This is a genomic window from Pseudomonas fluorescens (genome assembly GCF_001307155.1).
Lineage (GTDB): Bacteria > Pseudomonadota > Gammaproteobacteria > Pseudomonadales > Pseudomonadaceae > Aquipseudomonas > Aquipseudomonas helvetica.
In genome coordinates, this window is the sequence record NZ_CP012830.1 from 2129420 (window position 1) to 2155630 (window position 26211).

The 26211-nt window shown below is 52.3% G+C and carries 31 protein-coding genes and 5 pseudogenes; 31 read left to right on the plus strand and 5 right to left on the minus strand.

The genetic code is table 11. The features are described from left to right. Positions 1–269: 269 nt before the first annotated feature. The 26 genes and pseudogenes from AO353_RS09700 (at position 270) to comJ (ending at position 17433) form a co-directional block, all read left to right on the plus strand. Complete coding sequence (locus tag AO353_RS09700) at positions 270–755, plus strand: contact-dependent growth inhibition system immunity protein (RefSeq protein WP_054594727.1); 486 nt, start codon at positions 270–272, stop codon at positions 753–755. 39 nt (positions 756–794) lie between these two features. After that, positions 795–998, plus strand: coding sequence for an SMI1/KNR4 family protein (locus AO353_RS31950; RefSeq protein WP_335337698.1), 204 nt, complete (start codon positions 795–797; stop codon positions 996–998). Positions 999–1037: 39 nt separating this feature from the next. Further along, positions 1038–2069, plus strand: a pseudogene (locus AO353_RS31335) (RHS repeat domain-containing protein); the annotation flags it as partial. Between the two features lie 39 nt (positions 2070–2108). After that, positions 2109–2462, plus strand: a complete 354-nt coding sequence (locus tag AO353_RS32065) for an HNH endonuclease (protein ID WP_054594729.1) — start codon at positions 2109–2111, stop codon at positions 2460–2462. A 12-nt stretch (positions 2463–2474) separates the two neighbouring features. Next, positions 2475–2948: an SMI1/KNR4 family protein gene (locus AO353_RS09715; RefSeq protein ID WP_054594730.1), complete on the plus strand. Its 474-nt coding sequence runs from the start codon at positions 2475–2477 to the stop codon at positions 2946–2948. 207 nt (positions 2949–3155) lie between these two features. Continuing rightward, positions 3156–4227: pseudogene (locus AO353_RS09720) on the plus strand (RHS repeat domain-containing protein); the annotation flags it as partial. A gap of 163 nt (positions 4228–4390) precedes the next feature. Beyond that, positions 4391–5005: a hypothetical protein gene (locus AO353_RS31275; RefSeq protein ID WP_054594732.1), complete on the plus strand. Its 615-nt coding sequence runs from the start codon at positions 4391–4393 to the stop codon at positions 5003–5005. Between the two features lie 29 nt (positions 5006–5034). Continuing rightward, positions 5035–5217: pseudogene (locus AO353_RS32070) on the plus strand (RHS repeat-associated core domain-containing protein); the annotation flags it as partial. Between the two features lie 391 nt (positions 5218–5608). Then, positions 5609–6220, plus strand: coding sequence for an Imm43 family immunity protein (locus tag AO353_RS09735; RefSeq protein WP_054594734.1), 612 nt, complete (start codon positions 5609–5611; stop codon positions 6218–6220). A 280-nt stretch (positions 6221–6500) separates the two neighbouring features. Then, positions 6501–7658 (plus strand): ankyrin repeat domain-containing protein, encoded by a 1158-nt coding sequence (locus AO353_RS09740; RefSeq protein WP_054594735.1) that lies wholly within the window; start codon positions 6501–6503, stop codon positions 7656–7658. 338 nt (positions 7659–7996) lie between these two features. Then, positions 7997–8404 carry an SMI1/KNR4 family protein gene (locus AO353_RS09745; protein ID WP_054594736.1) on the plus strand — a complete coding sequence of 136 codons (408 nt, stop codon included), beginning with the start codon at positions 7997–7999 and terminating at the stop codon, positions 8402–8404. Positions 8405–8572: 168 nt separating this feature from the next. Then, the gene (locus tag AO353_RS09750; RefSeq protein ID WP_054594737.1) at positions 8573–9184 is read left to right on the plus strand and encodes an imm11 family protein; all 612 of its coding nucleotides are present in this window, start codon (positions 8573–8575) and stop codon (positions 9182–9184) included. Between the two features lie 13 nt (positions 9185–9197). Next, positions 9198–9365, plus strand: a complete 168-nt coding sequence (locus AO353_RS31510; protein ID WP_237142973.1) for a hypothetical protein — start codon at positions 9198–9200, stop codon at positions 9363–9365. Positions 9366–9692: 327 nt separating this feature from the next. Next, positions 9693–10562: a tetratricopeptide repeat protein gene (locus AO353_RS09760; protein ID WP_054594738.1), complete on the plus strand. Its 870-nt coding sequence runs from the start codon at positions 9693–9695 to the stop codon at positions 10560–10562. Between the two features lie 204 nt (positions 10563–10766). Next, positions 10767–11396, plus strand: a complete 630-nt coding sequence (locus AO353_RS09765; protein ID WP_054594739.1) for a hypothetical protein — start codon at positions 10767–10769, stop codon at positions 11394–11396. A 36-nt stretch (positions 11397–11432) separates the two neighbouring features. Then, positions 11433–11686 (plus strand): annotated as a pseudogene (locus AO353_RS30570) (RHS repeat-associated core domain-containing protein); the annotation flags it as partial. A gap of 379 nt (positions 11687–12065) precedes the next feature. After that, a complete protein-coding gene (locus AO353_RS09775) occupies positions 12066–12689 on the plus strand; it encodes a hypothetical protein (RefSeq protein ID WP_054594741.1) in 624 nt (207 codons plus the stop codon). A gap of 281 nt (positions 12690–12970) precedes the next feature. Further along, a complete protein-coding gene (locus AO353_RS09780) occupies positions 12971–13459 on the plus strand; it encodes a hypothetical protein (protein WP_054594742.1) in 489 nt (162 codons plus the stop codon). Between the two features lie 3 nt (positions 13460–13462). After that, positions 13463–13831: a hypothetical protein gene (locus tag AO353_RS09785; RefSeq protein ID WP_237142974.1), complete on the plus strand. Its 369-nt coding sequence runs from the start codon at positions 13463–13465 to the stop codon at positions 13829–13831. A 91-nt stretch (positions 13832–13922) separates the two neighbouring features. Further along, positions 13923–14933, plus strand: a complete 1011-nt coding sequence (locus AO353_RS09790; protein ID WP_054594744.1) for a hypothetical protein — start codon at positions 13923–13925, stop codon at positions 14931–14933. 155 nt (positions 14934–15088) lie between these two features. Next, positions 15089–15190, plus strand: a pseudogene (locus tag AO353_RS32075) (RHS repeat-associated core domain-containing protein); the annotation flags it as partial. A 163-nt stretch (positions 15191–15353) separates the two neighbouring features. Then, positions 15354–15533: a hypothetical protein gene (locus AO353_RS31520; RefSeq protein ID WP_237142975.1), complete on the plus strand. Its 180-nt coding sequence runs from the start codon at positions 15354–15356 to the stop codon at positions 15531–15533. Positions 15534–15536: 3 nt separating this feature from the next. Further along, complete coding sequence (locus AO353_RS09805; RefSeq protein ID WP_054594747.1) at positions 15537–15824, plus strand: hypothetical protein; 288 nt, start codon at positions 15537–15539, stop codon at positions 15822–15824. Between the two features lie 105 nt (positions 15825–15929). Continuing rightward, the gene (locus tag AO353_RS09810) at positions 15930–16376 is read left to right on the plus strand and encodes a hypothetical protein (RefSeq protein ID WP_054594748.1); all 447 of its coding nucleotides are present in this window, start codon (positions 15930–15932) and stop codon (positions 16374–16376) included. A 75-nt stretch (positions 16377–16451) separates the two neighbouring features. Further along, complete coding sequence (locus AO353_RS09815; protein ID WP_054598205.1) at positions 16452–16886, plus strand: hypothetical protein; 435 nt, start codon at positions 16452–16454, stop codon at positions 16884–16886. 67 nt (positions 16887–16953) lie between these two features. Then, positions 16954–17433 (plus strand): competence protein ComJ, encoded by a 480-nt coding sequence (comJ, locus tag AO353_RS09820; protein WP_054594749.1) that lies wholly within the window; start codon positions 16954–16956, stop codon positions 17431–17433. A gap of 85 nt (positions 17434–17518) precedes the next feature. Here the strand turns inward: comJ and AO353_RS09825 are convergent, their stop codons facing one another. From AO353_RS09825 to AO353_RS09835, 3 genes are all read right to left on the minus strand, one after another. Then, the gene (locus AO353_RS09825) at positions 17519–17794 is read right to left on the minus strand and encodes an HU family DNA-binding protein (RefSeq protein ID WP_003195589.1); all 276 of its coding nucleotides are present in this window, start codon (positions 17792–17794) and stop codon (positions 17519–17521) included. Positions 17795–17982: 188 nt separating this feature from the next. Then, positions 17983–19131 (minus strand): NAD(P)/FAD-dependent oxidoreductase, encoded by a 1149-nt coding sequence (locus AO353_RS09830; RefSeq protein WP_054594750.1) that lies wholly within the window; start codon positions 19129–19131, stop codon positions 17983–17985. Positions 19132–19165: 34 nt separating this feature from the next. Beyond that, positions 19166–19336: a rubredoxin gene (locus tag AO353_RS09835; RefSeq protein WP_054594751.1), complete on the minus strand. Its 171-nt coding sequence runs from the start codon at positions 19334–19336 to the stop codon at positions 19166–19168. 201 nt (positions 19337–19537) lie between these two features. Between AO353_RS09835 and AO353_RS09840 the strand changes: the two genes are divergently transcribed. Beyond that, complete coding sequence (locus AO353_RS09840) at positions 19538–20101, plus strand: chorismate--pyruvate lyase family protein (protein ID WP_054594752.1); 564 nt, start codon at positions 19538–19540, stop codon at positions 20099–20101. Further along, complete coding sequence (ubiA, locus tag AO353_RS09845; protein WP_054594753.1) at positions 20101–20991, plus strand: 4-hydroxybenzoate octaprenyltransferase; 891 nt, start codon at positions 20101–20103, stop codon at positions 20989–20991. Before AO353_RS09840 ends, ubiA begins: the two co-directional genes overlap by 1 nt. Before the next feature lie 89 nt (positions 20992–21080). On the opposite strand, the gene AO353_RS09850 is transcribed toward ubiA, so the two are convergent. Then, positions 21081–21464, minus strand: a complete 384-nt coding sequence (locus AO353_RS09850; protein WP_054594754.1) for a hypothetical protein — start codon at positions 21462–21464, stop codon at positions 21081–21083. A 151-nt stretch (positions 21465–21615) separates the two neighbouring features. On the opposite strand from AO353_RS09850, the gene phoB reads away from it, so the two are divergent. From phoB to AO353_RS09865, 3 genes are all read left to right on the plus strand, one after another. Beyond that, positions 21616–22305, plus strand: coding sequence for a phosphate regulon transcriptional regulator PhoB (gene phoB / locus AO353_RS09855; RefSeq protein ID WP_003177195.1), 690 nt, complete (start codon positions 21616–21618; stop codon positions 22303–22305). A gap of 81 nt (positions 22306–22386) precedes the next feature. After that, positions 22387–23673 carry a phosphate regulon sensor histidine kinase PhoR gene (gene phoR, locus AO353_RS09860; protein WP_219731270.1) on the plus strand — a complete coding sequence of 429 codons (1287 nt, stop codon included), beginning with the start codon at positions 22387–22389 and terminating at the stop codon, positions 23671–23673. Positions 23674–23797: 124 nt separating this feature from the next. Next, positions 23798–25138 (plus strand): hemolysin family protein, encoded by a 1341-nt coding sequence (locus AO353_RS09865; protein WP_054594756.1) that lies wholly within the window; start codon positions 23798–23800, stop codon positions 25136–25138. A gap of 173 nt (positions 25139–25311) precedes the next feature. Here the strand turns inward: AO353_RS09865 and AO353_RS09870 are convergent, their stop codons facing one another. After that, a complete protein-coding gene (locus AO353_RS09870; RefSeq protein WP_054594757.1) occupies positions 25312–26208 on the minus strand; it encodes a M23 family metallopeptidase in 897 nt (298 codons plus the stop codon). Positions 26209–26211: the final 3 nt, after the last annotated feature.

Consider the following 26211-nt stretch of genomic DNA (forward strand, 5'->3'; position numbering starts at 1 on the left):
TTGATAAGGCCTTTTGATGCTAGTGGTAAGCCTGTGAACTATCGTGTAAGAGTCGATAATATGGTTAAGCAGACAAACTCACCACCGAGGTTAATTGATGCCAAAGCCTCCACAACGGCTGGTTATACTAAGAACCAGAAAAAGGGCTACCCACTGATATTCAAACACGGTGGGACGATAGAAAGTGGTTCGCTCAAAGGCACCGCCATCAAGGCTTCTACCGTCGAACGTATCGACCCACAAACAATTTCCAACTTGTGAGCCCCAGCATGCAGAAACACGACGCGATAATTTTCGAATGCAACGATAACTACTATATTATCCAACGATCAAAGCAAGCCCCCGATGCAGCTATTAGCGCTAGCGAAAACGTCGCACTGACAAAAAAACTGAATAGGGCGACTACGGATGAAGAGATCGGTTCAGCTGTTATTGAAGCTATCAATAACTATGGGAAAATCGCACCAGAGTTCTCGCCTTGGCAGCTCAAGGAGCTACGTGCCCAGTTATGTAAATGGACAGAATCCAAAACTTACCCTGCCCTGATGAGAAATAGCCGCCTGATTTCCGTTGAAAAGGACTTCCAGCACGAATCAGTTTCTGTTATCCCCTTCGACAACTTCAATATTAATGCATGGGAAACGCTGCTGGAGGCCAAAGCTATAACACTGCCCATGACTCCTACAAATACTGAGGTCGGAGAAGCTGTCAGGAAGGCTTTTGAAATAGCGACCTATCACCCTCAAAAAAAATAATTGACCATTTCCGCCCTGATAAATAAAAACCAACAACGATTGAACACGTATTCTCGAAAAGACGAAGCCGCGAATAGCCCAGTAGATATCGACAATCTTGAGTCGACGTTTGGAAAGAAGCTATCTCCCTCCTTTCGAGATCACTACCTCAAGTACAACGGTGGAATTCCAGGGCGAACCTATTGGCTTGGTGGAGCTTTTGACGAGCCTCTGGGGTTGCCGCCTTCAAGCCCTTGGGATTGACCTTTGGGGCCAGCTACCGGGTCTGGGGTAATATGCACGGCCGGTAGTCTGCAACACCACTACGACGAACTCGGCAACCTGATCCAGACCCAACTACCCGACGGCCGCTGGCTCAATCGCCTGTACTACGGCAGCGGCCACCTGCACCAGATCAACCTCGACGGCCAGGTCATCAGCGACTTCGAACGCGACCGCCTGCACCGCGAAGTGCTGCGCACCCAGGGCCAGATCAGCACTCGCAGCGAATATGACCGCAGCGGTCGCCTGCGCTCACGCCAACGCCGACACAGCAGCCAGCCCTCGCTGCTGCCGGCAGCGGTGCAAAAGCACTTCGAGTACGACGCCGCCGCCAATCTGCTGGACGCCCCGCAACCCGGTGCCGGGCTGGTGGTGCACAACAAACTGCTGACCTATCAGGACAAGCGTTATCGCTATGACGCGTTTGGCCGGCTGATCGAAAAACGCAGCGCTAAACGGGGCCTGCAACGCTTCGGTTACGACGCTGAGAGCCGGTTGATTGAAGTGCGCAACAAAAACGGCAGCGTGGTCAGGATGACCTACGACCCGCTGGGCCGACGCATTGAAAAAACCGAGCACGCCCCCCACGGCTACCCACTCGGCGAAACCCGCTTCACCTGGGACGGGCTGCGCCTGTTGCAGGAACATCGCCATCAGCAGACCAGCCTCTACCTCTACGAAGACGAAGGTTACGAACCCCTGGCCCGGGTCGACGGCACCGGCCCGCTGCAAAAAGTCCGCTACTACCACAACGACCTCAACGGCCTGCCGGAACAGCTCACCGAAGCAGACGGCCACAACGTCTGGCAGGCGACTTATCGGGTGTGGGGCAACACGCTAGAGGAGGTGCGCGAGCCGTATTACATCGAAGAGCAGAACCTGCGGTTTCAGGGGCAGTACCTGGACCGGGAGACGGGACTGCATTTCAATACGTTCAGGTTCTATGATCCGGATGTGGGGCGGTTTACTACGCCGGATCCGATTGGGTTGGAAGGTGGGCTCAATCTTTACCAATACGCTCCGAACCCTATCGGTTGGGCAGATCCATGGGGCTGAGCGTATGCCGGGGTAGATTTCACGGGAAGCAGTGATTTGTATCCGATTAAAGGCGCACAAAAAAATATCGTGACTATCAAGATGCAAAGCTCCAGGTCGCGTGACTTTACTCAAGCCTATAAAGAAGCCGGTATTCCAAGGAGTGCCAAGAAGGACTATACCTGGCACCACGTTGATGACTTCGACCCTAAAACGGGTAACACAACGATGCAGCTTGTCAGGAAATCTGCCCACGAAGCCACCTATCCCCATGGCGGCTCAGTTGCGCAATATGAGAAACATTTCAAAGTTAATTACGACAGCAGCGAATCAGTCCTAGCAGCGTCTAAGAAAGGCTGGCTCGCCAACAAGATTCCCAACACCAAAGTCAAACCTGGGCGCTGCTCATGATTGGAGATTTCAATGCTTGAAAACAAATTCTCAGATTACGAAAAGGCCATTACCCCAGCGAATCTGGACCAGCTGGAGTCCGTCATCGGCAAGAAGCTACCGGCTCCCTTTCGAAACCATTACCTCAAGTACAACGGCGGCATGCCGGAACGAGCTTATTGGGTCAGCGAAGACTTTTTCGACCCCATCGAAGTCGCCTCTTTCAGGCCGATTACCTATGGTGAACCCACGCTGCTGTCCACCTATCAGTTGATGCTGAAGAAACAAGTTCTTCCTGCACATCTCCTTCCTTTCGCAGACGACCTGGGCGGCAATTTCTTTTGCTTGAACCTTGATTCGGGAGCCATCAGTTATTTCACGACTGACACGTTTGATAGTGACCTTAGCCCGGAAGAGAACCAGGCTGAATCCGAGAAGCCTATTTGCTCGAACTTCCTCCGTTTCGTTCAAGGACTGATCGATGAGGATGATGTGGACGAGGAATAAATGAGCGAACGCCACAGGGCTTGCTTCGAAACGCAAATCCTGTGGCGAGGGAGCTTGCTCCCGCTGGGCGGCGAAGCCGCCCCAAAACAGGCTGACGCATTCTCCAGATAAACCGCATCAGCCGGCTTACGACGGCTGCGCCCCCGAGCGGGAGCAAGCTCCCTCCCACGGATCGCCTACACCTCAAAAGCAGGCATGTAACCCGCCTTCACCGACCTGCAAGGCAACGCCCAGCCCCTGAGCTTCGCCTACGATGCCACCGGCCAGTTGCTCGCCGAAAACAGCGCCGCCGGCAGCCTGCACCACCACTACGACGAACTCGGCAACCTGATCCAGACCCAACTACCCGACGGCCGCTGGCTCAATCGCCTGTACTACGGCAGCGGCCACCTGCACCAGATCAACCTCGACGGCCAGGTCATCAGCGACTTCGAACGCGACCGCCTGCACCGCGAAGTGCTGCACTACGACGCCACCGGCCGCATCATCGCCAGCCAGGACAGCCCGCACGGCCAGCGCGAAACCTTCGCCTACGACGCCGCCGCCAACCTGCTGGACGGCCCACAACCCGGCGTCGGGCTGGTGGTGCACAACAAACTGCTGACCTATCAGGACAAGCGTTATCGCTATGACGCCTTTGGCCGGCTGATCGAAAAACGCAGCGCTAAACGGGGCCTGCAACGCTTCGGTTACGACGCTGAGAGCCGGTTGATTGAAGTGCGCAACAAAAACGGCAGCGTGGTCAGGATGACCTACGACCCGCTGGGCCGACGCATTGAAAAAACCGAGCACGACACCCACGGCTACCCACTCGGCGAAACCCGCTTCACCTGGGACGGCCTGCGCCTGTTGCAGGAACATCGCCATCAGCAGACCAGCCTCTACCTCTACGAAGACGAAGGTTACGAACCCCTGGCCCGCGTCGACGGCACCGGCCCGCTGCAAAAAATCCGTTACTACCACAACGACCTCAACGGCCTGCCGGAACAGCTCACCGAAGCGGACGGCCACAACGTCTGGCAGGCAACTTATCGGGTGTGGGGCAACACGTTAGAAGAGGTACGCGAGCCGTACTACATCGAAGAGCAGAACCTGAGGTTTCAGGGGCAGTACCTGGACCGGGAGACGGGACTGCATTTCAATACGTTCAGGTTCTATGATCCGGATGTGGGGCGGTTTACTACGCCGGATCCGATTGGGTTGGCGGGGGGGAATCAATCTTTATCAGTATTCGCCGAACCCGTTTACCTGGATAGACCCTTGGGGTCTGAAAACCTGTTACCACAAAATAACAAAAAGCGAGATTAAGAAGTTACGAGCAAATTTTGATAAAAAAGGCGGCGCTAAACAGAAATTTTTGAAAAAAAAGTCCAAAGATCCCAAGTCACTCCAGCGCTATGGTCAGGCTGGCGCGGACAGAATGAAGAAAGGCCTGGTTCCTGATGGCTTTGATGTACATCATAAAAGGCCAATTTTCAGGGGAGGAAACAATCGTCAAAGTAATCTTGTTCTCATGGACAAGGCCTACCATAAAGCCAATAGCAAGGCCCTACATTGATATCCTGAAGGGGGAAATCCATATGGACTCAATTAAAAGTACACAGTGTCAAGTCTGCAAGGAAATCTTTGAACTGAATGCGCAGCAGCAAAGCTTCGTCTTGCCACTAGTCGAAAAGGGTCAACGCTTCATAATGATAGAGTGCCCCTGCTGCGGCTCCTCTACGCAATACGTCAAGACTGCGGATAGTGCCCAGAATCAGAATCAAGACATAAATTATCGATGCCCTATTACTCAATGCGCAGGATGGGTAGATTTGATTGACACCCATTCGCCGCCACTCTTGGGATGCGGTGAATGCGGCAGCGTTTGGTATGAAGAGAGCAATTTCCAAAAAGAAATTACCGAAATTGTCGCCCGTCATCCTTACAGAGCAGGTAGCTATGAGAAAATTAATGGTAAATGGCTGCCTGCCACCTTAAGTTCAGAGCCTGCAAATTACGAAGAACTCGTCCAGAAAGAACCGCCTGATGAAAACGATGAATTGGTACGAGGCTGATTGACTAATCGATGGTCGTAAAAGAGTAGAACCCGCGGTTTCAGGGGCAGTACCTGGACCGGGAAACGGGCTGCACTTCAATACGTTGAGGTTCTATGATCCGGATATGGGGCGGTTTACGACGCCAGATCCGATTGGGTTGGCGGGTGGCCTGAACCTCTATGGTTATGGACCCAACCCCATTGGCTGGACAGACCCGTGGGGCTGGAGCCCCAGGTCTGTCCTCGATACATCTCTGGGAGGCGTCGTTGGTGACAACATGCAAGCCCAACATGTCACCCCAGTAGCGGTATGGAAGAGGCATGACAAATTCATGAACTCCATTGGTCTGGGCGGTACACGGGACACAGCCCCCAACGGCCTGCTGATGCCAGATAGCCAAGGCCGCGGCCATTGGCAGACCGGTTTACCACAATGGTTCACACAAGGACTATTCGGACCTGGCGGGCAGAAAACTGGGCAGGATCAAAGCACGCTATAACGCAAAACTTATTACCAAGGCACAGGTTTCATCACTACAAAGCAGCCTTCGCAAGAAGACTGTTTCAGGAGGAATACGAACCAAATCCAGTACCGGTCGTACTTCGCTGACAAGAGGCTTTCATGTTCTATACCCTTGCATTCAAGAAAGACAAAAACTGCCCCACCTTCATTGATGGCGTCATTCATGAGTCGTTCAGCCCTGGCGCCTATGACGATGCGATGGATGCCGACTGGCACGACGCGGGGCCCGACGAAGCTCTCGCTCCCCTCCCGAAAAAGCTGGTGCTGATTACCAAGGACAAGCGCTATGACTTTGACTTTTGCACAGCCTTTGAGGGGCATATTGTCAGTGAGCGTTTCCTGAAAGTCTTCCAGACCCTCAAGACTTCCCGATGGGAGATCGCAGAACTGGAGATCGTCAACCCGAAGGGTGTTTCGGTCGCACAGCGCCAATATTTTTTCATGCGCCAGCAACGAATAGACAAGGAGCCTGTGGACGTGATCGATCAGACACAGTCGAAGATTAATTTTCGAGCGAGCAGCGAAATCAAAAATATCATCAGTCTGACAATCAAAGAAAATATCAGCACAGATTTTTTTAGCATCGATGAAATTACTTTACTTGGATTCGTATTTTTTTCGCCTCACGCCGCCACTGCACTTAAAGAACTAAATCTGGTAGGTGCAGAAGTGCTCGATACGGAGAAGTTCGGCTCAATTCATAGAGCCTAGGTCCCACTCAGTATGCAGGTGATTACCCTTTTCAAGACCCGGCTAACCGGAACCGAACCAATCGATTCACTCTAGGGTGACTGAATTGATCCTCTATGAAAAAGTGGATCAGAACGGTGACGGATCTATTAACGCTGAGATTAATGATGATCGAAAACACATTTTCGAATAACGAGGCGACCATCAGTCCGGCAGATCTGAAAGCGGACGTCGGCGGGCGGGCCAGTGTCCAAAACGCATTGAAAAAATGGGTACTCAAATAACAAAAGGTATTGTTTAAATGAACAACCCAGAAGAAATTTATGAAAAGAACATCAAAATTTTATTAACCATTCACACCGACATCGCATCGGGAAATGCAGCCTCACTGAAAAAGCACCTAGAGAAAAATTCCGTTCTATTGCACCTGCCTATGTATGGCCTTGATGGACATGAAACCCTGCTGCACATGGCTGCCGAGCAGGGGCAAACCGAAATTTGCCGCTTGTTGGTGTCTTTAGGTATTGCGCTGGACCAGCCTGCCGTCAGTTGCGGAAATAGCACGCCACTTGCCGCAGCCGCTGGCAATGGACATCTACAAACATGCCAATGGTTTCTTGAGGCCGGTGCTTTGGTGGATGGGTGGCCTAACAGCATAACCACCCCGCTAATTGACGCGATTACCTTTGGGCATCAGGACGTCGTCAATCTTCTTATAGAACACCATGCCAACATCAATCGACTGCACACCAGGCTGAATACCGCGCCATTGGACATCGCCAATACCTGGGGATTTACAGAGATTGCGTCCACCTTAAAAAAATCGGGGGCGGTCAGTATCATGGACACTGTTGAAAGCCGGCCTGAGGAATTTGGTAGTTCTATAGTCACTTTCGTGCACAACACCGCTGGCTGGGTTCTACCCGCGCAACTGAGTCCCGTCACTAATGAAGAGGGTCTGGAGCTGCGTATTAGCTGTATTGATGGCAAAAACAAGTTCAAGTTACTCTTCACCATCGGGCTTTTTGCCAAAAGTCCTCATACCGAATTATTCGTATGCTTGCCTGGTGACTGGCCTCTTACGCAGCAAGGTTTTACCCCCCACAGTCCTTGGGTTTTTCCGGTTGAGTTTCTGTCTCTGCTCGCTCACCACACGTTCGATGATGGCCCCTTATCAGAAGGTTTCTTGATTCGTCGTTCCGATGCCAGGTATGCCAACCTGGCCTGGCCAGACGAAGTGGATGCTTTCGTGGCCGTGGATAAAGCCTGGGATACTAAAACTGAAAAAGAGACGATCCCCGACGATGAAAAGGTGATGCTCTATGTTTTGGCACCTGTCAAATTTACGAAAAAAGGCGAACCCGACGCAGCAGCATTGCGTGCTCTGACACAACGCAAACGTACAGCCAGTTGGGCGAGTGTGGTCATTCCGGCTCCGGATCCAGAGATAATGCAGTAGAAAGGTGGAGCGGCAAAGCACCAGCCAAGTCCCTATTGGACGATCCTTGGGCCGGAGAAAAAGACCAGAGACTGGTAGAGGGACTTCGTTAGAAGTTCATCTCTGCGGCCAACAAAAATGGGCACCTGATCTAGTCGGTGTGCCCATGTTTCCAGCTCGCACTCATAATGTTCTCTCGCCATCCGGTCAGTCGAATCCATCGCTTCTTTACCTACAACGCTATGCCACGCTCACAGTGGTATAAGCCACAATAGCGGCGTAGCCCAATACAAGGCTGCTACAGGCAAGGCCTATACTCACCCAGCTCGTTTCAAGAGCAAAACAAAAGGAGCGCTCAAATGCGGTTGACCCTCGAAGAGTCCGAACACGCCCTCTCCGTGCAGGACCTGAATGAATTCGAAAAAAAATTCAGCGTGCCATTACCAACAGCCTTTAAAGAATTTTACCTAAGGAATAATGGCGGCTATTTACCTGAGAGCAAAAGCGACAACGAGTTTTTGTTGGGTGGCTTCACACCAATCAAACACGGAGAAGTATCCATTGAAGTTGTTCATCATGATTTAACTGATGACATTTCGTCGTTGAAAAAAATGATCCCCTTTGCCTACGATCAAGGCGGAAACTCTTTCCTTCTGTCAGTCAAGGATGATGACTATGGAAACATCTACCTTTTTTTGATGGATGAAAAAGAGTTGGCATTTGTATGCAGCTCATTTGAAGAATTCATTGCCGAACTCACAGACTGAATAAACAATACGAGGATCGTTTACCTGCCGCAGTGGTCGCTTACACGACAATGCCGAACACACCAGCCAACCCTCGATGACGCCGGCTACCGTGCAAAAATATTTCGAGTACGACCTCGCCGCCAACCTGCTGACGGCCGGTGCTTATCACGACTAGGAAAATCAAACATGATTTTAAGTTGGAAAACCCCTACTTATTACAGCGAACAACTGATCGGCTCGTATGACACCGAAAGCGGTTCTTATGAAACCACCGGTTCGAATTTTGACTACCTGTCATTGTTGGCGGGAAAACCCTATCCATTGAATATGGACAAGCCAAAGGTCTATTTTCCGTGCAAGAAAAAAAAGCTGCTTGCGTATGACTGCCTATGGCTACTTGGGGGAGTCCCGCTAGTCACTGAGCGACTTGCAGGTTTTCTCACTCATCAGTCTGCTCAGGACATTCAGCTTATTCAGCCTGCTGTCGTCATTGCAGACGGGGAAGAGCTCAACGAAGCCTTTTTCATAGTGAATGCGATCAATACCGTCAACGCGATAGATCAAGGGCAATCTGTCGCTGAACGGGACGATGATGGATCGACCATCTATTTCACTAAAACCCGGTTCCTGGACAACGCTGCGGGAATGCGCGGGATCGCTCGTGAGCCGGAGTCGGGAGACCTTTTGATCTCTCAGGAATTGGCCGATGCCATGATCGAGAAAAAATTCAGAAATAACAAAGGCTTGGGTTTTTGTAACGCCAACCGGGCGTTTGTCCCTTATAAAAATCAGGCCTAGGTTTCTGGTTTCCATGATGGCTGACATTTTTGGCGGCGTGCTGGAGTTGGCCGGCTTCAAGCCGATTGCCCATGGCACCCCCTCGCTGCTGTCGACCTATCAATCCATGCTGAAGAAACAGGTTGTTTCTGCACACCTTCTACCTTTCGCGAACGGCTGGGGCGGCAATTTTTTTGCCTGAATCTTGATTCGGGGTCTATCAGTTATTTCACGATAGATAGCTTTGATAATGATCTTAGCCCAGAAGAGAATCAGGCCCGATCTGAAAAGCATGTCTGCTCGAATTTCATCCGGTTTGTTCAAGGACTGATTAATGAAGAGGATGTAGATGAAGAGTAAGCGCGTGAATCAACGACCATAAGGATATCTCTACCGTTGACTACAAAGAAACGGGGCTTAAAGATGGCGTTCTGTCCAAAGCGAATGAACCCAAGGCCAAAGGCATTGGCACCAGGTTATTAGGTCCAGTGGGTAACTCACTGCCAAGCGCGACGAGATAGAGATTCTGATGAGCAAATATTTATCGACACTTGAAATCGACTCCCCTACGGAGCGCCTCCAGACTCACAGCATTCGAGAGGCAGCCGTACTCTACGTTTATCTCCTTGCCACTAAGTGCAAGCTACCTGCTGGCGGCATTTCCAAAATAATTCTTCAGCAAGCTCCAGTCGAAGCGGAGAAAACGCTTCTGGATGTTTGCACCTACTCTCATCCATTCAAACACCTCGATAAGCTACCTGCGGACGCTACGGACAGCGCCATTCGCCAGTCGTTAATCGAGGACATTAACGAAGCGCTTTTGTCACTGGCGGCGCTCAAAGGGTGGGATACCGACCCGATACATAAGCTCCAAGCTGAAATCATCAAACGTGACTATCGGTTCTCAGGTACCTCGGGACGCTCACTAAAAAACCCGTCCAAAACGCTCACTGCAACGGCTGCTTGGCGCACGGATCAATACATCAACATCGGCGTCTTGGTGCAGGGTTCAAAAAACACGCCTGAAGCATTTTTCACAGCCACGCGAATCAGCGTCGCGCTGGGTCTTTTTGAGTCGTTGCTAGGGCCTGCTGAATGGGTGAACGATCAAACTGTTCGGCTATTCCAGGTAAACAAACGCGATTATTGGGAGATTGATACCACATCCCAAACGGTGGAATTTCACTTTCCCCGAGCCGAATCCGGTGATGCCCACGGTCAATATGACTTGGCGAAAATGTACTTTGATGGATGGATAGTCGAGCAGGACTTTGAACGAGCCAGGCAGTGGCTGGAACGTTCAGCCGCTCAAGGTTTTTCCCGCGCAGTAAAGCTTTTGCAGCGAATGAATGATGGCGACGAAAACCTTGCCGATCCGGTGATGAACAGCAAGAAATAAACCAGCGGGTGATACTTCAAGCGCCCTCTGCTGCTCCTGATCGGATTGAAGTGCGCAGCGCAAACGGCAGCGTGGTCAGGATGACCTACGACCCGTTGGGCCGGCGCATCGCCAAGACCGAACACGACAGCAAGGGTTATCCACTGGGAGTAAAGGCACACAGCACAACGCAACCTTCAATCTCTTAATCTACAAGTGAACATAATGAGCATAGAAATTCGTAAAAGCTTGGAAGTGGAATTACTGGCGGAGCTAAAAAAGATAACGTCGTCCCACTTGGACCTGAAAGCAAGCAAAAACAAACTTGGCCTATTTATCTCCAAGGAAAAGCTCGGGGAGATTTATATACAACACTTGACCAAGGCCGACGGCTACTATGCGGGCCTGGAGATTTATACATGCGAGGCATTTAGCTTCTGCATAAACAAATCACCGCCCTATCAGAGCCGACTGTTGAACTCATCTTTCTTGTCGAAAAGTTCATTACCGGAAGAAACAAAACAGTTTGGCGACGAGCTGGGCGGCATCATTAGAACCCCATCGCCTGATGAATTAAGCGCAACAGTCAAAAAAATAAACGAACGGCTGATAAAATTTTACTTATCAAAGGCAGAGAACGGCATCCTTGGTACGCCCTCATTAATTGATGACGTATTAGCTGAACCAGACAACTATGCGTACCCTTTTCTAACCGCATTATTTGCAGCGCAAAAAAATGACCTGAGCCTGGACTCAGACGTTTTCAAAAAAGTCCTCGCAACCAAATCAATGTTTGGAAACAAACAATTTGATCTGGCTTTGGCACATAAAATTTTGGGGATAGGTAACAAGTAGCCCCCCCAAAGAACTATTCACCGAGATCGATGGTCCTGGCAGGCGACTTATCGGGTGTGGGGCAACACGTTAGGAGAGGTGCGCGAACCGTACTACATTGAAGAGCAGAACCTGCGGTTTCAGGGGCAGTACCTGGACCGGGAGACGGGGCTGCATTTCAATACGTTCCGGTTCTATGATCCGGATGTGGGGGCAGTTTACGACGCCGGATCCGATTGGGCGGGCGGGGGATCAATCATTATCAATACTCACCTAACTCATTCCCTTGGATAGACGCTCCGGGCCTAAGTTGCTCGATCGATGCTAAAGTTCTTGGAAGCCGTTTGGGTAAAGCGCCAAACCCGAACTATCGAACCCACCATATAGTAATGACCCATTCGAAGGATGTGCGTATGCGCTGGTTGAGAAGACGTATAGACAGGCTTGGCATTGACATAAACCACAAAGAAAATGGTATATAGCTGCCTGTAAACCCACAGCCCCGCTTACCAAATACAACAGCAACTGCTCATGCCGGGGAAGGAGTACATGGTAATGCGTATAAACAACACGTATGGGAAACCCTGAAAGAGGCTAACACAAAATCTGGATTCGAGTCTGGCTTAGATAAACTCAACTTGGAGCTCAACGGTGGAAAAGCTTTCCCATTAGCAAAGTAGGAGATACCCCATGAAGGACTTCTTATATGCACGGATCAATGAATATGAAGATAAATATTCAGAGCTTATATCGTCTGTGGAGACAAACTACAAAACAACAATCTGGGGCATGGGGGTTATGCCTTCCTATTCGCCGGCCCCCTATGTATCGGAGCTCCAGGGATGTAAGCCTGGGCGTTTTTTAAAGAAAGATTCCGAACCTGCCAAAAATAGACAATGCTATTTCTTAAATAAAGATAACAAAATAATAGGCGAGTTAAAATTTGCGAAATACGTAACAATAAAAAAACAATGGATTGTTTATAGAAGATTTTTTTTGCATGAAGGCGATCAAACCCTTGAGCTTACATTCGGCAGTGAGCTAAACGGCAACCTAGAGGCCAACCTTGACTCGGTTTCCCTTATTAAGTTTCTGAATGACAAAGCTACAGAGCATTACTGTTTGAACAACACGGGAGAATACTTCGAAACCCTTTATAAATACAACACCGATAAAATCACTTCGATTACTGAAAAAATATGGCGAAGCACCTTCACGGAAAGATCTTATGAGATCAACCACACAGATGATTCCCTAACCATCTTTGAAATACTTGCGAACAATAGCAAACTGAAAATTTATCCTGAGGAATGATTGACGCAATCAAACTCTTGATGAGCAAGTATTTACCCATACTTGAAGACTCGGAGCATTCGAGAGGCGGTCGTACTCCAGGGTTATTTATTACCATCCAAGATGCCGATTCCACCCTGCCCAACATTCATCGAAACGATTACTGAAAAGTGCACAAGCCCAACAAATATGAAAAGATGTAATATTCGGTAGAGTTGGACATGGCGATTTCAAAAATTATGACATAATAAAAGATTTCCAGTCCATGTTGATGGCACGTTAATGAATGGTGGAATTTAAACATGATTGACTTCACAGCAGATATCAAACCCAAGCACTCAGCAGCCAACATACTATTAGGAGAAAACATTTCCAGTTATATCGATGAGCTATATAAAAAGCACAACATAAAAATAAAAGATTATAACCTACCGAACGGGGAAACAAGGGTGGCCTATGTGGTAAACGACACCATCACCATAGCAACCCTTTCTGACGGAGCAATATTCTCAATTGGCTGCAATGTACATTACCAAGGACTTTACAGAGGAGTGCTTTCTACAGGGATGTCTTTTGGCCAAGTAAAAAAACTTACAAAGCGTCAACGCATCTTTAATGGGTCAATAATTCTCGATGATGATTTTGGATTTTCCTATGTATTACCCCACCCTTATGACGAGATAGCCGATAGCATTGAAGATATACCTCTGGATTTGACTTTAAATGAAATATACATTTCTGACTTTTCTTCTTGGCTTAGTTCGCGCCAACCAAACCAGCATGAAAAATAATTATTGTTTGGAAAAACTGAAAAGTTTGAAATAGGCCCGAATGAAAGCAGAGAGGCTATCTATTCAATGATGTTACAGCCAACACTTTCAGGCGAATTCATTCAAGCACTCGACTCACCCAAAGATCTGGGGCCTCATATGACTTCAGATTGCTATTATGTGGCACACAAACTGATCGCTTACAAAGGTAAAAAAATAATTTTCAAGGGAGAACTGTATATGGCAGAAAGAAACGATCTCTTGAATTTTCTTGATGACGCCGCGGCTTCAGGCGATCTGCGCGAGTTATTAATTTCTCCAGTTCAGGCACATACAAACGGCAAAACAATATACATTTCAGAAGATGCAATTTATGTGTATGCAGCAGAATGACATTAAGTACCAGAATAGGCGCCATTGACGATGAGGGTGGAGCGCCCTCAAACTGGTAGTAGATCTGGAGGAATAACAGGCAAAAACCAACATGAATATATTCGAACTCCTTTCATACAAGCTTGAGAATTTCCTGAACATCCGTCCATATCCGAAAGAACTGGGCGCTGTTTTTTACCAAGAAGACGAGCCTTCACTGCTGTCTGTCGCCGCTAGAAAACACAACGGTTCGACCTTCTACATCAGCCGCTGGCACGATTTGTTTTCCATAAGCGCCTTCGAAAAATCCATGTCAAAAAACGGTTTCACGGAGCCGGACTGCTATGCCCTTCTCTTGGTCCTGTCCCGCTTTGGCTATCTGCTTGAAATCGACAACCGTCAACGAACCAATAAAGACTATTTTATTTTCTTTTTTCTGACTCAGTTAATCAGTTTGAAGAACAGTTCTCTCGACGCGGATGCCCAACTCAGGAACTATATGCTCAGGTTCCTGCTTTTCGAATTGAGTATTGACGACGAAGCGTATCGTCGGTTCAGCATCAAGGATAATCATCTGGTAATGGCTACCGACACCCGGGGGCCCGTAGCTTTTTTGGATGTCATCGACCTGGTTTACAAAGCGATCAAATTTGATAGCAGAAAAGAACATGTACTGCTGAGCACGTTAAAAAATTATCAAACAAGCCTCGTCACATTACTGACCGAACCCGACGACACAAATTACCGTCTCAGGCTAAATGATCGTCATAGCGAATTCATGTATCCCGATGTATTTTTGCAGGCATACGCTAAAAACAAGAGACAGATATTTCATATTTTGATCGATACGATCACCCCCCTTCAATCAACGGAAAACCTGTTTGTCTCCAATATTATTTTAATGAACTATTCCTTTTATATTCTGAAAAACAAGCCTCGTGAAATTCTAAAGTTGAAAAAATACGTCAACAATGAGGTGCTGTTCAGAAAACTTCTGGAAGCAATAATTACTCGTCGAATGGCAATCAATAAATCGTCATTCGAAAAAACATCCATAGACCAGGACCTTTCCTTGATAAAAGACAATTCGACCTCGTTCTACAATATTTTGTACAGCCTATAGATGCTCTCACAAACGAAAGAACTGCGCTGATGTGCATGCCATAACCGACAAAGAGCAAGGTGCAATGGAAGGCATACAATTGCGCAACAAGCGCAACGATTGCGCGGCGCGCCAGACGCTTGCGTCGGATAAATATCCCGCACGTCTGACGCGCTTTTACGACGCCGGATCCAATTGGGTTGGCGGGGGGATTGAATACCTATGTTTACTCACCCAATCCATTTATGTGGTCAGATCCACTGGGTTTGGCAGCCTGTTCAAAGAAAGTGGACGCCTAGCGTAATGGCCCTCAAAAAACAGTCGTGAAGGTGAAAACCAAAAAAAGAAGCTAATGAGTTATTAGCCGAAGTATTTCCCAAGGCCCAAAAAGTCAGAGGTATTGGGTCGCAAGATGCCACGGGCATCAGAAAGAAAAACAAAATGGATCAATTTAAAAAGAGAGACGGAAAAATTCGATACAGAAAAGACTACCCCATCAATAAAGAAACAGGACGTGTTTATGGTCACGCTGACTCGAAAGGCACGGGTCATGGCGAACTACCACACATCAACATTAAGCGCGCCGACGGAACAATGGTCCGCATCGACATCACAGGTTAGAAAATGAATAAACTCATAGATGCACTCAACTCCGGTAAACGGCGAGGTTACGAGGAGACTCGCTTGGTCGAGAGGATTTCTTTTCTATTTCAGTACGCCATAAAAAAACAAAATAATATTTATTACACATATTATTTTTCAACCAGCGAATCTCGCATGGACTTACTTGAAGATGATGAAAATGAAGAAATCAAAGAATTTTCAACCTTAGACGCTGCATTGGACCATTTGAAAAATAAAGGTGCCGAGTTAGAAAAATTTACAGCAATAAAGAAATCTTTGCCCTTCTAAAAAACAAACAAAGGATATCTTGCGACGAAAGCCATACAGGATGGAACTTGGTAAAATTTATAAAAAACACCGGACAATGGTAAAGCAAGCTTTACAGGAGAGAACATGAGCGGGTTGACCGATTTTCACATTTTCTGGGGCGCTGCGATGGAGATCGCAGAAAAGCAATCCGCGTCGATGGAAGCCGAAGGTGCAGAAGATTTTGCAAGGAACCTTTACAACGAATACGTCGAGCAAGGCGCCCAAAAAAATAAAAAGAAATGGCTAACAGAACGTCTGGAAAATGAGTTCCTGTGTTTGAATGAAAAACCTGTATGGGTGAGCGAACCAGCCTGGTTGTATCATCAGGGCCTACCCATGGTCTTCTTACATCAATTTTTAGTCTCGCCCTCAGCACAGCATATAAAAGAAAAAATTTCACTTGGCGACAGCCTATACGTGTTTGGCTCAAAACATATTCTTAAAAGATCGTCAGAGGACAGCTGGACGGTCATTTATCGAACGGCCGTCCAAACCTTTGAAGGAGAGACTGCAGTGGAAGCCTCAGAGTAGGCCGTTATAAATCTGACGCCACTTATAGCGATCAAGTATCAGGCAGTACGCCTACCATAAATGCAGAACTATCACATGAAAGACTTAGCCAAAGAAAATCCTAAACTGGCAGACGAGATAATGGCCATCATGGCCTCGGGCAATGAGCTCGATGAGCAAAACAAAAAAGATGAAGCCCAAGCCTTGTACCAAAAAACATGGGACTTGCTTCCTGAGCCAAAACTTGAATGGACACCTCTGTCGTCATGGGTCACAGGTTCTTTTTTCAACCTGCACTTCGACAACGGTGACTTCGAGACAGCTAAAGATTGGGCGCAAAAGACCCTGGATGGCCGAGAGTCAGATATCGATACGGGTCCGTTGATCAACTTGGGAATGGTCTACTTTGAACTGGAAGATTATTCACAGGCTTATAAATATTTTGACGATGCTTATAGCTTCGGTAAGGCACGAGCCTTTCAAGAAAGACCAAAAAAATATCTGAAGTTCTATTTAGAGAAAAAAGCCTGACCAAGGCCGAGGGCTCCAGGGCCAACGCGTCGAAGAAACCGAGTAGGATGTCGATCGAGGTTTATGGATGAAAAATACAGCTCAAATTGTGGACCTATTAATCTCCCACAGCCAGATTCAATTCCGCTCAAGGCCCTTCGACGAAGCCTCAAGCCAATGGGGCAAGGTTAATTTGGAGCAGGGTGCGGTCCTACGTAGCGACTACGTTGTGTTTGACCCTCTACCCGAAGACGCTTTCGGGGCAAACGTGCACCTGAAACTGGAAAACAGTTTCAACCTCGACCCCACCGCCCAGCGCTGCATCGTCGTGCCATTTCATGTCACGGATCCCAGTCATGTGGAAATTGCATCCGCTGCTGAAAAATTCAAGGTCGAGCTCGATCTAGATAAACGCGACTATGCGTTGCACTTCGAGGTTTGCGAGGGTGAAGAAATCTTTTACAAAATCACTCTGGTCCCATCAGATAGCAAAGTTCCAGCCAAGTACCTGCTGGACGATCCTTGGGGCGGCGAGAAAGACAAGGTACTGGTAGAGGGACTTCGTTAGAAGTTCATCTCTGCGGCCAACAAAAATGGGCACCCGATCCAGTCGGCGTGCCCATTTTTTTACTGCCCCGAGACGGTGCTACCTGTTACGGGTTGACGCTGTCTTTCAACGATTTGCCCGGCTTGAACGCAACGGTGTTGCTGGCCTTGATTTTCACTGGCTCACCAGTTTGCGGGTTCTTGCCGGTGCGCGCGCCACGGTGGCGTTGCAGGAAAGTACCGAAGCCCACCAGGGTGACGCTGTCTTTACGGTGCAGAGCGCCGGTGATTTCTTCGAGGACGGCGTTGAGTACGCGGTTAGCCTGTTCTTTGGTGAGGTCAGCCTTTTCAGCGATTGCTGCGGCGAGATCTGGTTTACGCATGAGTGAAGCCTCTTTGACGGTTTTTTGTTGTTATGTCCGTGCTGTTCTTCCGGAACAGCGCCCAAGGCGCCGCAGGCTCTACTCTGCGGCAGACGGAGTGAGGATGGCATGCGGTTACGAGCGGCGCCAGTCTCGGGGCGACCTTTGTAGAGGCAAAAGCGGGGTGATTCCGACAGAACGACCGGTATTTACGCCAAAAGCGCCGGAAGCTCCTTGTTTAGAGCCAGTTTCTCCATCACTGCCGCCCCAGTGAGCGCGTAACCCAACAATTTCCCGCTGGCATCACGGCACAGCGCCTTGATGTCGGCGCCCTGCCCTTCGACGGTCCAGGCACCTTCAAAACCCCGTGGTGGCGGGGAAACCACCAATGGGCAGACTGGTGTTTTCACGGTAATCGGCATCGCACCGTAGCTGACCGCTGTCGGGTTGCCGGCCAGGGTTTGCGCCAGCGCACGCGCACAACTCATCAGGGGCATCACGTACAGCAAATTCAGCCCATCGACCTCGGCGCAGTCGCCCAAGGCATAAATATTGGCGTGTGAGGTCTTCAGATGACGGTCAACGACCACACCGCGGTTGATCTGCAAGCCGGCAGCGGCCGCCAGATCGATGCGCGGGCGAAGGCCAATGGCGGAAACCACGACGTCGCAGGGGATCACCTGGCCATCGGACAAATGCCCTTCGAGCCCGTCATCGGTGCGTTGCAAGCTATTGAGTACCGGGCCGAGGTGGAACTGCGCGCCCAGGCTTTCCAGACCGGCCTGCACGGCTGCGGCCGCCGCCGGGTGAAGCAGCGTCGGCATGACTTGTTCGCACGGCGCGACCAGTTGCACCTCGTAACCACCGAGGATCAGGTCGTTGGCGAACTCACAGCCGATCAGGCCAGCGCCGAGCAACAACACCCGACGCTTGCCGGCAGCCGCTGCCCGAAAGCGCGCGTAGTCTTCGAGGTCGTTGATCGGGAAGATCGCCTCGGGCGCATCGCCCTGCACCGGCACACGCACGGTTTCCGCGCCCCAGGCGAGGATCAGGTCGCGATAGGCCACGGCTTCTTCGCCGATCCACAGGCGTTTGTGGCCCGGGTCGATGCCGCTGATGCGCGTATGGGTCCGCACCTCAGCTTTCAGCTGTTCGGCCATGGCGCCAGGCTCGGCCATGCTCAGGCCGTCGGCGTCCTTGTTCTTGCCAAAACCGGTGGAGAGCATCGGTTTGGAGTAAGAGCGTCCGTCATCTGCGGTAATCAGCAGCAGCGGTGTTTCGCCATCGAGTTTGCGAAACTCCCGGGCCAGGTTGTAGCCAGCCAGCCCAGTGCCGACGATCACGACAGGTGCGTTCATTCCTTACTCCTCTTCAATTCATCAAAATCTGTGATCAGGCAGCGATTTCGATCATTTCGAAATCCATTTTGCCGACGCCACAGTCTGGACACAGCCAGTCTTCCGGTACGTCCTGCCACGGGGTTCCGGCCGCGATGCCGTCATCCGGCCAGCCGTCGGCTTCGTTGTAGATCAGCCCACAGACCACGCATTGCCACTTTTTCATTACTTGTTTCCTCAGGTTCTCAGGCTTTTACCGGCGCGAACGATCACCCGATAAGGGTTTGCCGTCCGGCTCAAGGCGTTTTGTACTGATCGGGCGCAGCAGATGCAAGCCTGTTCGCCGCCACTACCCGGTCTGATCAGTCAATATCACCGACCGACATGGTAAGCTCGCCGCCTCATTTGCTGCCAATACTGACTCACTGTGCCGCACTCAAAACCCCTCGCCCCTGCTCTGTTCTGGCTGCCACAAAGCCAGCTGACCCCGCTACCCGACGCGCAAACCCTCGACTGGCTGTTCGATGAGGGCTCGCTCACCCGCCGCCTGACCCGTTTGTCGGATGACGGCTTCAGCGTGACGCCGCTGCTCGAAGGCTGGCAGCCTTTGCGCGCTGACGAATGCGCCGCACTGGAATTGCCCGAAGGCAGTGAAGGCTGGGTTCGCGAGGTGTATTTGCGCGGTCATGGCGAAGCTTGGGTGTTTGCCCGCAGTGTGGCGGCACGCAGTTCGTTGCAGGACGGTGGGTTGAATATGGATGAGCTGGGCAGCCGCTCCCTGGGCGAGCTGTTGTTTTGCGATCAGGCGTTCCAGCGCCGCGCCATCGAGGTTTGTCACTATCCTGTCGAGTGGTTGCCCAGCGAATCTCAGGCACCGCACCTGTGGGGCCGGCGCTCGCGTTTCGACCGGGGGGACCTGAGCGTGCTGGTTGCGGAAATATTCCTGCCAGCCCTGTGGCGCGCTGCCGGCGCGAATACGGAGAACTGCTGATGTACCAAAGTCTGCTCAAGTCATTGAATCGCGTGAACCCGCGCGCCTGGGACTTCATCCAGTTGACCCGTATGGACAAGCCCATCGGCATTTACCTGCTGTTGTGGCCAACGTTGTGGGCGCTGTGGATTGCCGGCAAAGGCTCGCCGTCATTGGCCAATATCGTGATTTTCGTCCTTGGCGTGGTGCTGACCCGCGCAGGTGGCTGCGTGATCAATGACTGGGCCGACCGGAAAGTCGACGGTCACGTGAAACGTACCGAACAACGGCCCTTGGTCAGCGGCAAGATCAGCTCCAAAGAAGCACTGGTGTTCTTCGCATTGCTGATGGGCGTGAGCTTCCTGCTGGTGCTCTGTACCAACGCAGCCACGGTCTGGCTGTCGTTCGGCGGTCTGGCGCTGGCCGCCACTTACCCGTTCATGAAGCGCTACACCTATTACCCGCAAGTGGTACTGGGCGCGGCGTTCTCCTGGGGCATGCCGATGGCGTTCACCGCCGAAACCGGTGAACTGCCGGCCATTGCCTGGTTGCTGTGGATCGCCAACCTGCTGTGGACGGTGGGCTACGACACCTATTACGCCATGACCGATCGCGACGACGATTTGAGGATTGGTGTGAAATCCACGGCGATTCTGTTTGGCGATGCCGATCGGGTGATCATTCTCACCCTGCAAGGCCTGGCCTTGGGGTGCCTGCTGCTGGCCGGATCGAAATTCGAGCTGGGCGGCTGGTTCCACCTCGGGCTGCTGGCTGCGGCCGCGTGCTTTGCCTGGGAGTTCTGGTACACCCGCGACAGGGACCGACTGAAGTGTTTCCGGGCCTTCCTGCATAACCATTGGGCCGGGTTGGCGATTTTCGTCGGGATCGTGCTGGATTACGCAACCCGCTGAGGACTCGTAAAGATCGCAGCCTCCAGCAGCTCCTACACTAATACCGTAGGAGCTGCCGAAGGCTGCGATCTTTAGCCCTAACCGCCAGGTTACATAGGCTTGGCGACGTGCCACGCGCCACTCATCATCCCTTCACCGGTCTTGTCACCGGCCTTCTTGTCCTTCACAAAGGTGTACAGCGGCTTGCCGTAGTAAGCCCATTGCATCTTGCCGTCGTCGCGCTTGATCACCGTCCAGTCACCCTTGGACTTATCGGTGGCGGCAGCCGCCAGCGGTGGCCAGTTGGCAGCGCACTGGTCATTGCACATGGACTTGCCCGCAGCATCTTTGTCAAAGGTATACAAGGTCATGCCCTTGCTATCGACCAGCATGCCACCCTTCTCCATCGCTGGATCAGCGGCAAAGGCCATTGCCGGTAATGCCAGGGCAGCGGCCAACACCAAGGCTTTGAACGATTGAACGTAGTGAGTCATGGAAACCTTCCTTTGTGGTTGTCAGGATTCGAACTTAGAGCGTAGTTCAGGATTGCGCTGATCGCCGCACGGCTAAAATACTGTCACACGACTGCAATAATTCCGTTATCTAATGCGGCGCAAGACAGTTAAATGACAAGAGGATTAAGGCATGGTTGGCAGGAGCATTCTGATCGTCGACGACGAAGCGCCCATTCGCGAAATGATCGCCGTTGCGTTGGAAATGGCCGGCTATGACTGCATGGAGGCCGAAAACTCCCAACAGGCCCACGCCATCATTGTCGACCGTAAACCGGACCTGATCCTGCTCGACTGGATGCTGCCCGGCACGTCAGGCATCGAGCTGGCCCGACGTCTCAAGCGCGATGAGCTGACCGGGGACATCCCGATCATCATGCTGACCGCCAAGGGCGAAGAGGACAACAAGATCCAGGGCCTGGAAGTCGGCGCCGATGACTACATCACCAAGCCGTTTTCACCTCGCGAGCTGGTTGCACGCCTGAAAGCCGTGCTGCGTCGTGCCGGCCCTACCGACGGCGAAGCACCGATCGAAGTCGGCGGCCTGCTGCTGGACCCGATCAGCCACCGCGTGACCATCGACGGCAAGCCCGCCGAGATGGGCCCGACCGAATACCGCTTGTTGCAGTTTTTCATGACCCATCAGGAACGCGCCTACACCCGTGGGCAATTGCTCGATCAGGTCTGGGGCGGCAATGTGTATGTCGAAGAGCGCACCGTCGACGTGCACATTCGTCGTTTGCGCAAAGCTCTCGGCGATGCCTACGAGAATCTGGTACAAACCGTGCGTGGCACCGGCTACCGGTTTTCTACCAAGGCCTGAGCCGGCCCTTACCTGCTCGACACGCTGACAAGGACGCAAGTTTAAGTGAACCAAAACTGGCATGGCACTCTGATCCGCCACATGCTGTTACTGGTCACCGGCTGCCTGGTGATCGGCCTGATTACTGGCTATTACGGCTGGAGCCTGGCCGCAGGCCTGGGCATTTACCTGGCCTGGACCCTCAAGCAATTGCTGCGCCTGCACGAGTGGCTGCGCCTGCAAAAGCCCGACGAACCACCACCCGATGGCTATGGCCTGTGGGGCGAAGTGTTCGACAGCATCTACCACCTGCAACGGCGCGATCAGCGCGTGCGCGGACGCCTGCAAGCGGTGATCGACCGGGTTCAGGAGTCCACCGCAGCGTTGAAAGACGCGGTGGTCATGCTCGACAGCGACGGCAATCTGGAATGGTGGAACCGCGCCGCCGAAACCCTGCTGGGCCTCAAGACCCCGCAAGACAGCGGTCAGCCGGTGACCAATCTGGTGCGTCATCCGCGCTTCAAGGAATATTTCGAGCAGGACAACTATGCCGAGCCGCTGGAAATCCCTTCGCCGACCAACGACCGGATGCGGATTCAGCTGTACATCACCCGTTACGGCAACAACGAACACTTGATGCTGGTGCGCGACGTCACCCGCATTCATCAGCTTGAGCAAATGCGCAAAGACTTCATCGCCAATGTCTCCCACGAACTGCGCACGCCGTTGACGGTGATCTGCGGCTACCTGGAAACCCTGCTCGATAACGTCGAAGAGGTGAATCCGCGCTGGAGCCGTGCGTTGCAGCAAATGCAGCAACAGGGCGGACGCATGCAGACGCTGCTCAATGACTTGCTGCTCTTGGCCAAGCTCGAAGCCACCGATTACCCGTCGGACAACCAGCCGGTGCCGATCGACAACCTGCTGCAATCGATCAAGAGTGATGCCCAGGCGCTGTCCGGGCAGCGCAACCAGCACATCACCCTGGAAGCCGATCCGTCGATTATGCTCAAGGGCAGTGAAGCCGAGTTACGCAGCGCGTTCTCGAACCTGGTGTTCAACGCCGTCAAATACACTCCGGACGGCGGCAACATCCGCATCCGCTGGTGGGGTGACGAACAAGGTGCGCACCTCAGCGTGCAGGACTCGGGAATCGGCATCGACAACAAACACCTGCCGCGCCTGACCGAGCGCTTCTACCGCGTCGACTCCAGCCGCAACTCCAATACCGGCGGCACCGGGCTGGGCCTGGCCATCGTCAAACACGTTTTGTTACGTCATCGTGCGCGAATGGAGATCAGCAGCGTGCTCGGCCATGGCAGCACGTTCACCTGCCATTTCGCGCCGGCACAGGTGACAAAATCGCGGGTCAACTCGCTGACCGACTAGCGCGAAGGTTGACTGAACACTAGGCAATCGACCTGTCAGCCGCTACATTGGCTGACTTGGGCCTGCCTTTCAGGCTCGGCAATCCCCTTTCTTTTCGAATATACGGAACCCGCAAAACTCCATCATGGACCCTTCCCCTGGCGTGACCCTCGCTTCACTCTTCGCCGATTTCGGCATGATTCTTTTTGCACTGATCCTGGTTTTGCTCAACGGCTTCTTCGTTGCGGCGGAATTTGCCATGGTCAAACTTCGCTCGACCAAGGTCGAGGCCATTGCCCATAAAAACGGCTGGCGCGGGCAGATCCTGCGCACCGTACACAGCCAGCTCGACGCTTACCTGTCGGCGTGTCAACTGGGTATCACCCTCGCCTCCCTGGGCCTTGGCTGGGTCGGTGAACCGGCGTTCGCGCACATTCTCGAACCGTTGCTGAGCGCGGTCGGCGTCAACTCGCCGGAAGTGGTCAAGGGTGTGTCGTTCTTCACCGCCTTCTTTATCATTTCGTACCTGCACATCGTGGTCGGCGAACTGGCCCCAAAATCCTGGGCCATCCGCAAACCCGAGCTGCTGTCGCTGTGGACGGCGGTGCCGCTGTACCTGTTCTACTGGGCGATGTACCCGGCCATTTACCTGCTTAATGCCAGCGCCAACACGATCCTGCGGATTGCTGGCCAAGGTGAACCCGGCCCTCATCACGAGCACCATTACAGCCGCGAAGAACTGAAACTGATCCTGCACTCCAGCCGCGGCCAGGACCCGAGCGACCAAGGCATGCGCGTACTTGCCTCGGCCGTGGAAATGGGCGAGCTGGAAGTGGTCGACTGGGCCAACTCCCGGGAAGACCTGGTGACGCTGGAGTTCAACGCGCCGCTCAAGGAAATCCTTGCGCTGTTCCGTCGTCACAAATTCAGCCGCTACCCGGTGTACGACAGCGAACGCCAGGAGTTCGTCGGCCTGCTGCACATCAAGGACCTGCTGCTGGAACTGGCGGCGCTGGACCACATTCCCGAGTCGTTCAACCTGGCCGAGCTGACCCGCCCGCTGGAACGCGTATCGCGGCACATGCCGTTGTCGCAGTTGCTGGAGCAGTTCCGCAAGGGCGGTTCGCACTTTGCCCTGGTTGAAGAAGCCGACGGCAACGTCATCGGCTACCTGACCATGGAAGACGTGCTGGAAGTGCTGGTCGGCGACATCCAGGACGAACACCGCAAGGCTGAACGCGGGATCCTCGCCTACCAGCCAGGCAAATTGCTGGTGCGCGGTGACACACCGCTGTTCAAGGTCGAACGCCTGCTGGGCATCGATCTGGACCACGTCGAAGCGGAAACTCTCGCCGGGCTGGTCTACGAAACCCTGAAACGGGTGCCGGAAGAGGAAGAAGTACTGGAAGTCGAAGGTTTGCGGATCATCATCAAAAAGATGAAAGGCCCGAAGATCATTTTGGCCAAGGTGCTGATGCTCGATTGAACCCTGCGCGAGCCCGCTGTTGTGGCGAGGGAGCTTGCTCCCGCTGGGTCGCGTAGCGGCCCCAAACCCTGCAATCGCGCTCGTCCTGACACACCGAGCTGATCTGTTTGGGGACGGCTTCGCCGTCCAGCGGGAGCAAGCTCCCTCGCCACAATTGATCGCAGTGACCTGGATTATTGTTTGCCGAGCGCAAAGTTCGGCAAGCTGCCCACCGGTTGATTGAACTGGTACGGAATCGACACCAGCCCCAACCCGCTATTGCGCTGCACCACGAAGTGCAGGTGCGGCCCGCTGCTGTTGCCGGTATTGCCCGACAACCCCAGCGCACTGCCGACTGCCACCCGCTGACCTTCGCGCACACACACCGAGCCGCGCTGAAGGTGCAGGTACACGCCCATGGTCCCGTCATCGTGCAGCACTCGCACGAAATTGCCCGATGGGTCGGTGCCGCGTCCGCTCTGGTGGTTTTCGGTCTTCACCACCACCCCGCCACGCGCCGCGATGATCGGCGTGCCTTCAGGCATCGCGATGTCCATGGCATAACGGTTCTTGACCCCAAAATGGCTATATCGGCCATTAGGGCCCTGAGTCAGGTGGAACGGGCCGCCACGCCACGGCAGCGGATACCGATAGGCCAGCGTGGTATCTGTGGGGTTGCCCAGCGAATAGTTGAACGTCGGGGTATAGGCCAGCGGCTTGCCCGGCGTAATCGCCGTGAGCAACGCCAGACGCACGGTGCTGCGCGCCGGCAACACCCGGCGGATCGGCTGTGCCGGCGCACCGTTGACATTCTTCAGCCCGGTGAAGCTCAGCTCGACCTCTACCGGCGCATACAAATCGTTGCGCACAAACACACTGTGCGTGTCCCTCTGCTTCTTGATATCGAGAAGTACCTGGCGCTCAAGGTGCTCCTCCATGCGGTCGCGGAACACAAAGATCCGCGCGCCATGGGATGGGCGATCACTGTAGGAAACCACACCCGTCACGCTGGTGGATTTATAAATAGTGATGGCCACAGCCGAGGTGGAGGCCATGAACAGACCACAGAAAAACAGCAATCGCGCGAACATAGG

Coding starts and splice junctions, on each gene's coding strand:
- AO353_RS09700 (WP_054594727.1), top strand. CDS start 270: ATGCAGAAACACGACGCGATAATTTTCGAATGCAACGATAACTACTAT.
- AO353_RS09715 (WP_054594730.1), top strand. CDS start 2,475: ATGCTTGAAAACAAATTCTCAGATTACGAAAAGGCCATTACCCCAGCG.
- AO353_RS31275 (WP_054594732.1), top strand. CDS start 4,391: ATGGCTTTGATGTACATCATAAAAGGCCAATTTTCAGGGGAGGAAACA.
- AO353_RS09735 (WP_054594734.1), top strand. CDS start 5,609: ATGTTCTATACCCTTGCATTCAAGAAAGACAAAAACTGCCCCACCTTC.
- AO353_RS09740 (WP_054594735.1), top strand. CDS start 6,501: ATGAACAACCCAGAAGAAATTTATGAAAAGAACATCAAAATTTTATTA.
- AO353_RS09745 (WP_054594736.1), top strand. CDS start 7,997: ATGCGGTTGACCCTCGAAGAGTCCGAACACGCCCTCTCCGTGCAGGAC.
- AO353_RS09750 (WP_054594737.1), top strand. CDS start 8,573: ATGATTTTAAGTTGGAAAACCCCTACTTATTACAGCGAACAACTGATC.
- AO353_RS31510 (WP_237142973.1), top strand. CDS start 9,198: ATGATGGCTGACATTTTTGGCGGCGTGCTGGAGTTGGCCGGCTTCAAG.
- AO353_RS09760 (WP_054594738.1), top strand. CDS start 9,693: ATGAGCAAATATTTATCGACACTTGAAATCGACTCCCCTACGGAGCGC.
- AO353_RS09765 (WP_054594739.1), top strand. CDS start 10,767: ATGAGCATAGAAATTCGTAAAAGCTTGGAAGTGGAATTACTGGCGGAG.
- AO353_RS09775 (WP_054594741.1), top strand. CDS start 12,066: ATGAAGGACTTCTTATATGCACGGATCAATGAATATGAAGATAAATAT.
- AO353_RS09780 (WP_054594742.1), top strand. CDS start 12,971: ATGATTGACTTCACAGCAGATATCAAACCCAAGCACTCAGCAGCCAAC.
- AO353_RS09790 (WP_054594744.1), top strand. CDS start 13,923: ATGAATATATTCGAACTCCTTTCATACAAGCTTGAGAATTTCCTGAAC.
- AO353_RS31520 (WP_237142975.1), top strand. CDS start 15,354: ATGGATCAATTTAAAAAGAGAGACGGAAAAATTCGATACAGAAAAGAC.
- AO353_RS09805 (WP_054594747.1), top strand. CDS start 15,537: ATGAATAAACTCATAGATGCACTCAACTCCGGTAAACGGCGAGGTTAC.
- AO353_RS09810 (WP_054594748.1), top strand. CDS start 15,930: ATGAGCGGGTTGACCGATTTTCACATTTTCTGGGGCGCTGCGATGGAG.
- AO353_RS09815 (WP_054598205.1), top strand. CDS start 16,452: ATGAAAGACTTAGCCAAAGAAAATCCTAAACTGGCAGACGAGATAATG.
- comJ (WP_054594749.1), top strand. CDS start 16,954: ATGAAAAATACAGCTCAAATTGTGGACCTATTAATCTCCCACAGCCAG.
- AO353_RS09825 (WP_003195589.1), bottom strand. CDS start 17,794: ATGCGTAAACCAGATCTCGCCGCAGCAATCGCTGAAAAGGCTGACCTC.
- AO353_RS09830 (WP_054594750.1), bottom strand. CDS start 19,131: ATGAACGCACCTGTCGTGATCGTCGGCACTGGGCTGGCTGGCTACAAC.
- AO353_RS09835 (WP_054594751.1), bottom strand. CDS start 19,336: ATGAAAAAGTGGCAATGCGTGGTCTGTGGGCTGATCTACAACGAAGCC.
- ubiA (WP_054594753.1), top strand. CDS start 20,101: ATGTACCAAAGTCTGCTCAAGTCATTGAATCGCGTGAACCCGCGCGCC.
- AO353_RS09850 (WP_054594754.1), bottom strand. CDS start 21,464: ATGACTCACTACGTTCAATCGTTCAAAGCCTTGGTGTTGGCCGCTGCC.
- phoB (WP_003177195.1), top strand. CDS start 21,616: ATGGTTGGCAGGAGCATTCTGATCGTCGACGACGAAGCGCCCATTCGC.
- phoR (WP_219731270.1), top strand. CDS start 22,387: ATGCTGTTACTGGTCACCGGCTGCCTGGTGATCGGCCTGATTACTGGC.
- AO353_RS09865 (WP_054594756.1), top strand. CDS start 23,798: ATGGACCCTTCCCCTGGCGTGACCCTCGCTTCACTCTTCGCCGATTTC.
- AO353_RS09870 (WP_054594757.1), bottom strand. CDS start 26,208: ATGTTCGCGCGATTGCTGTTTTTCTGTGGTCTGTTCATGGCCTCCACC.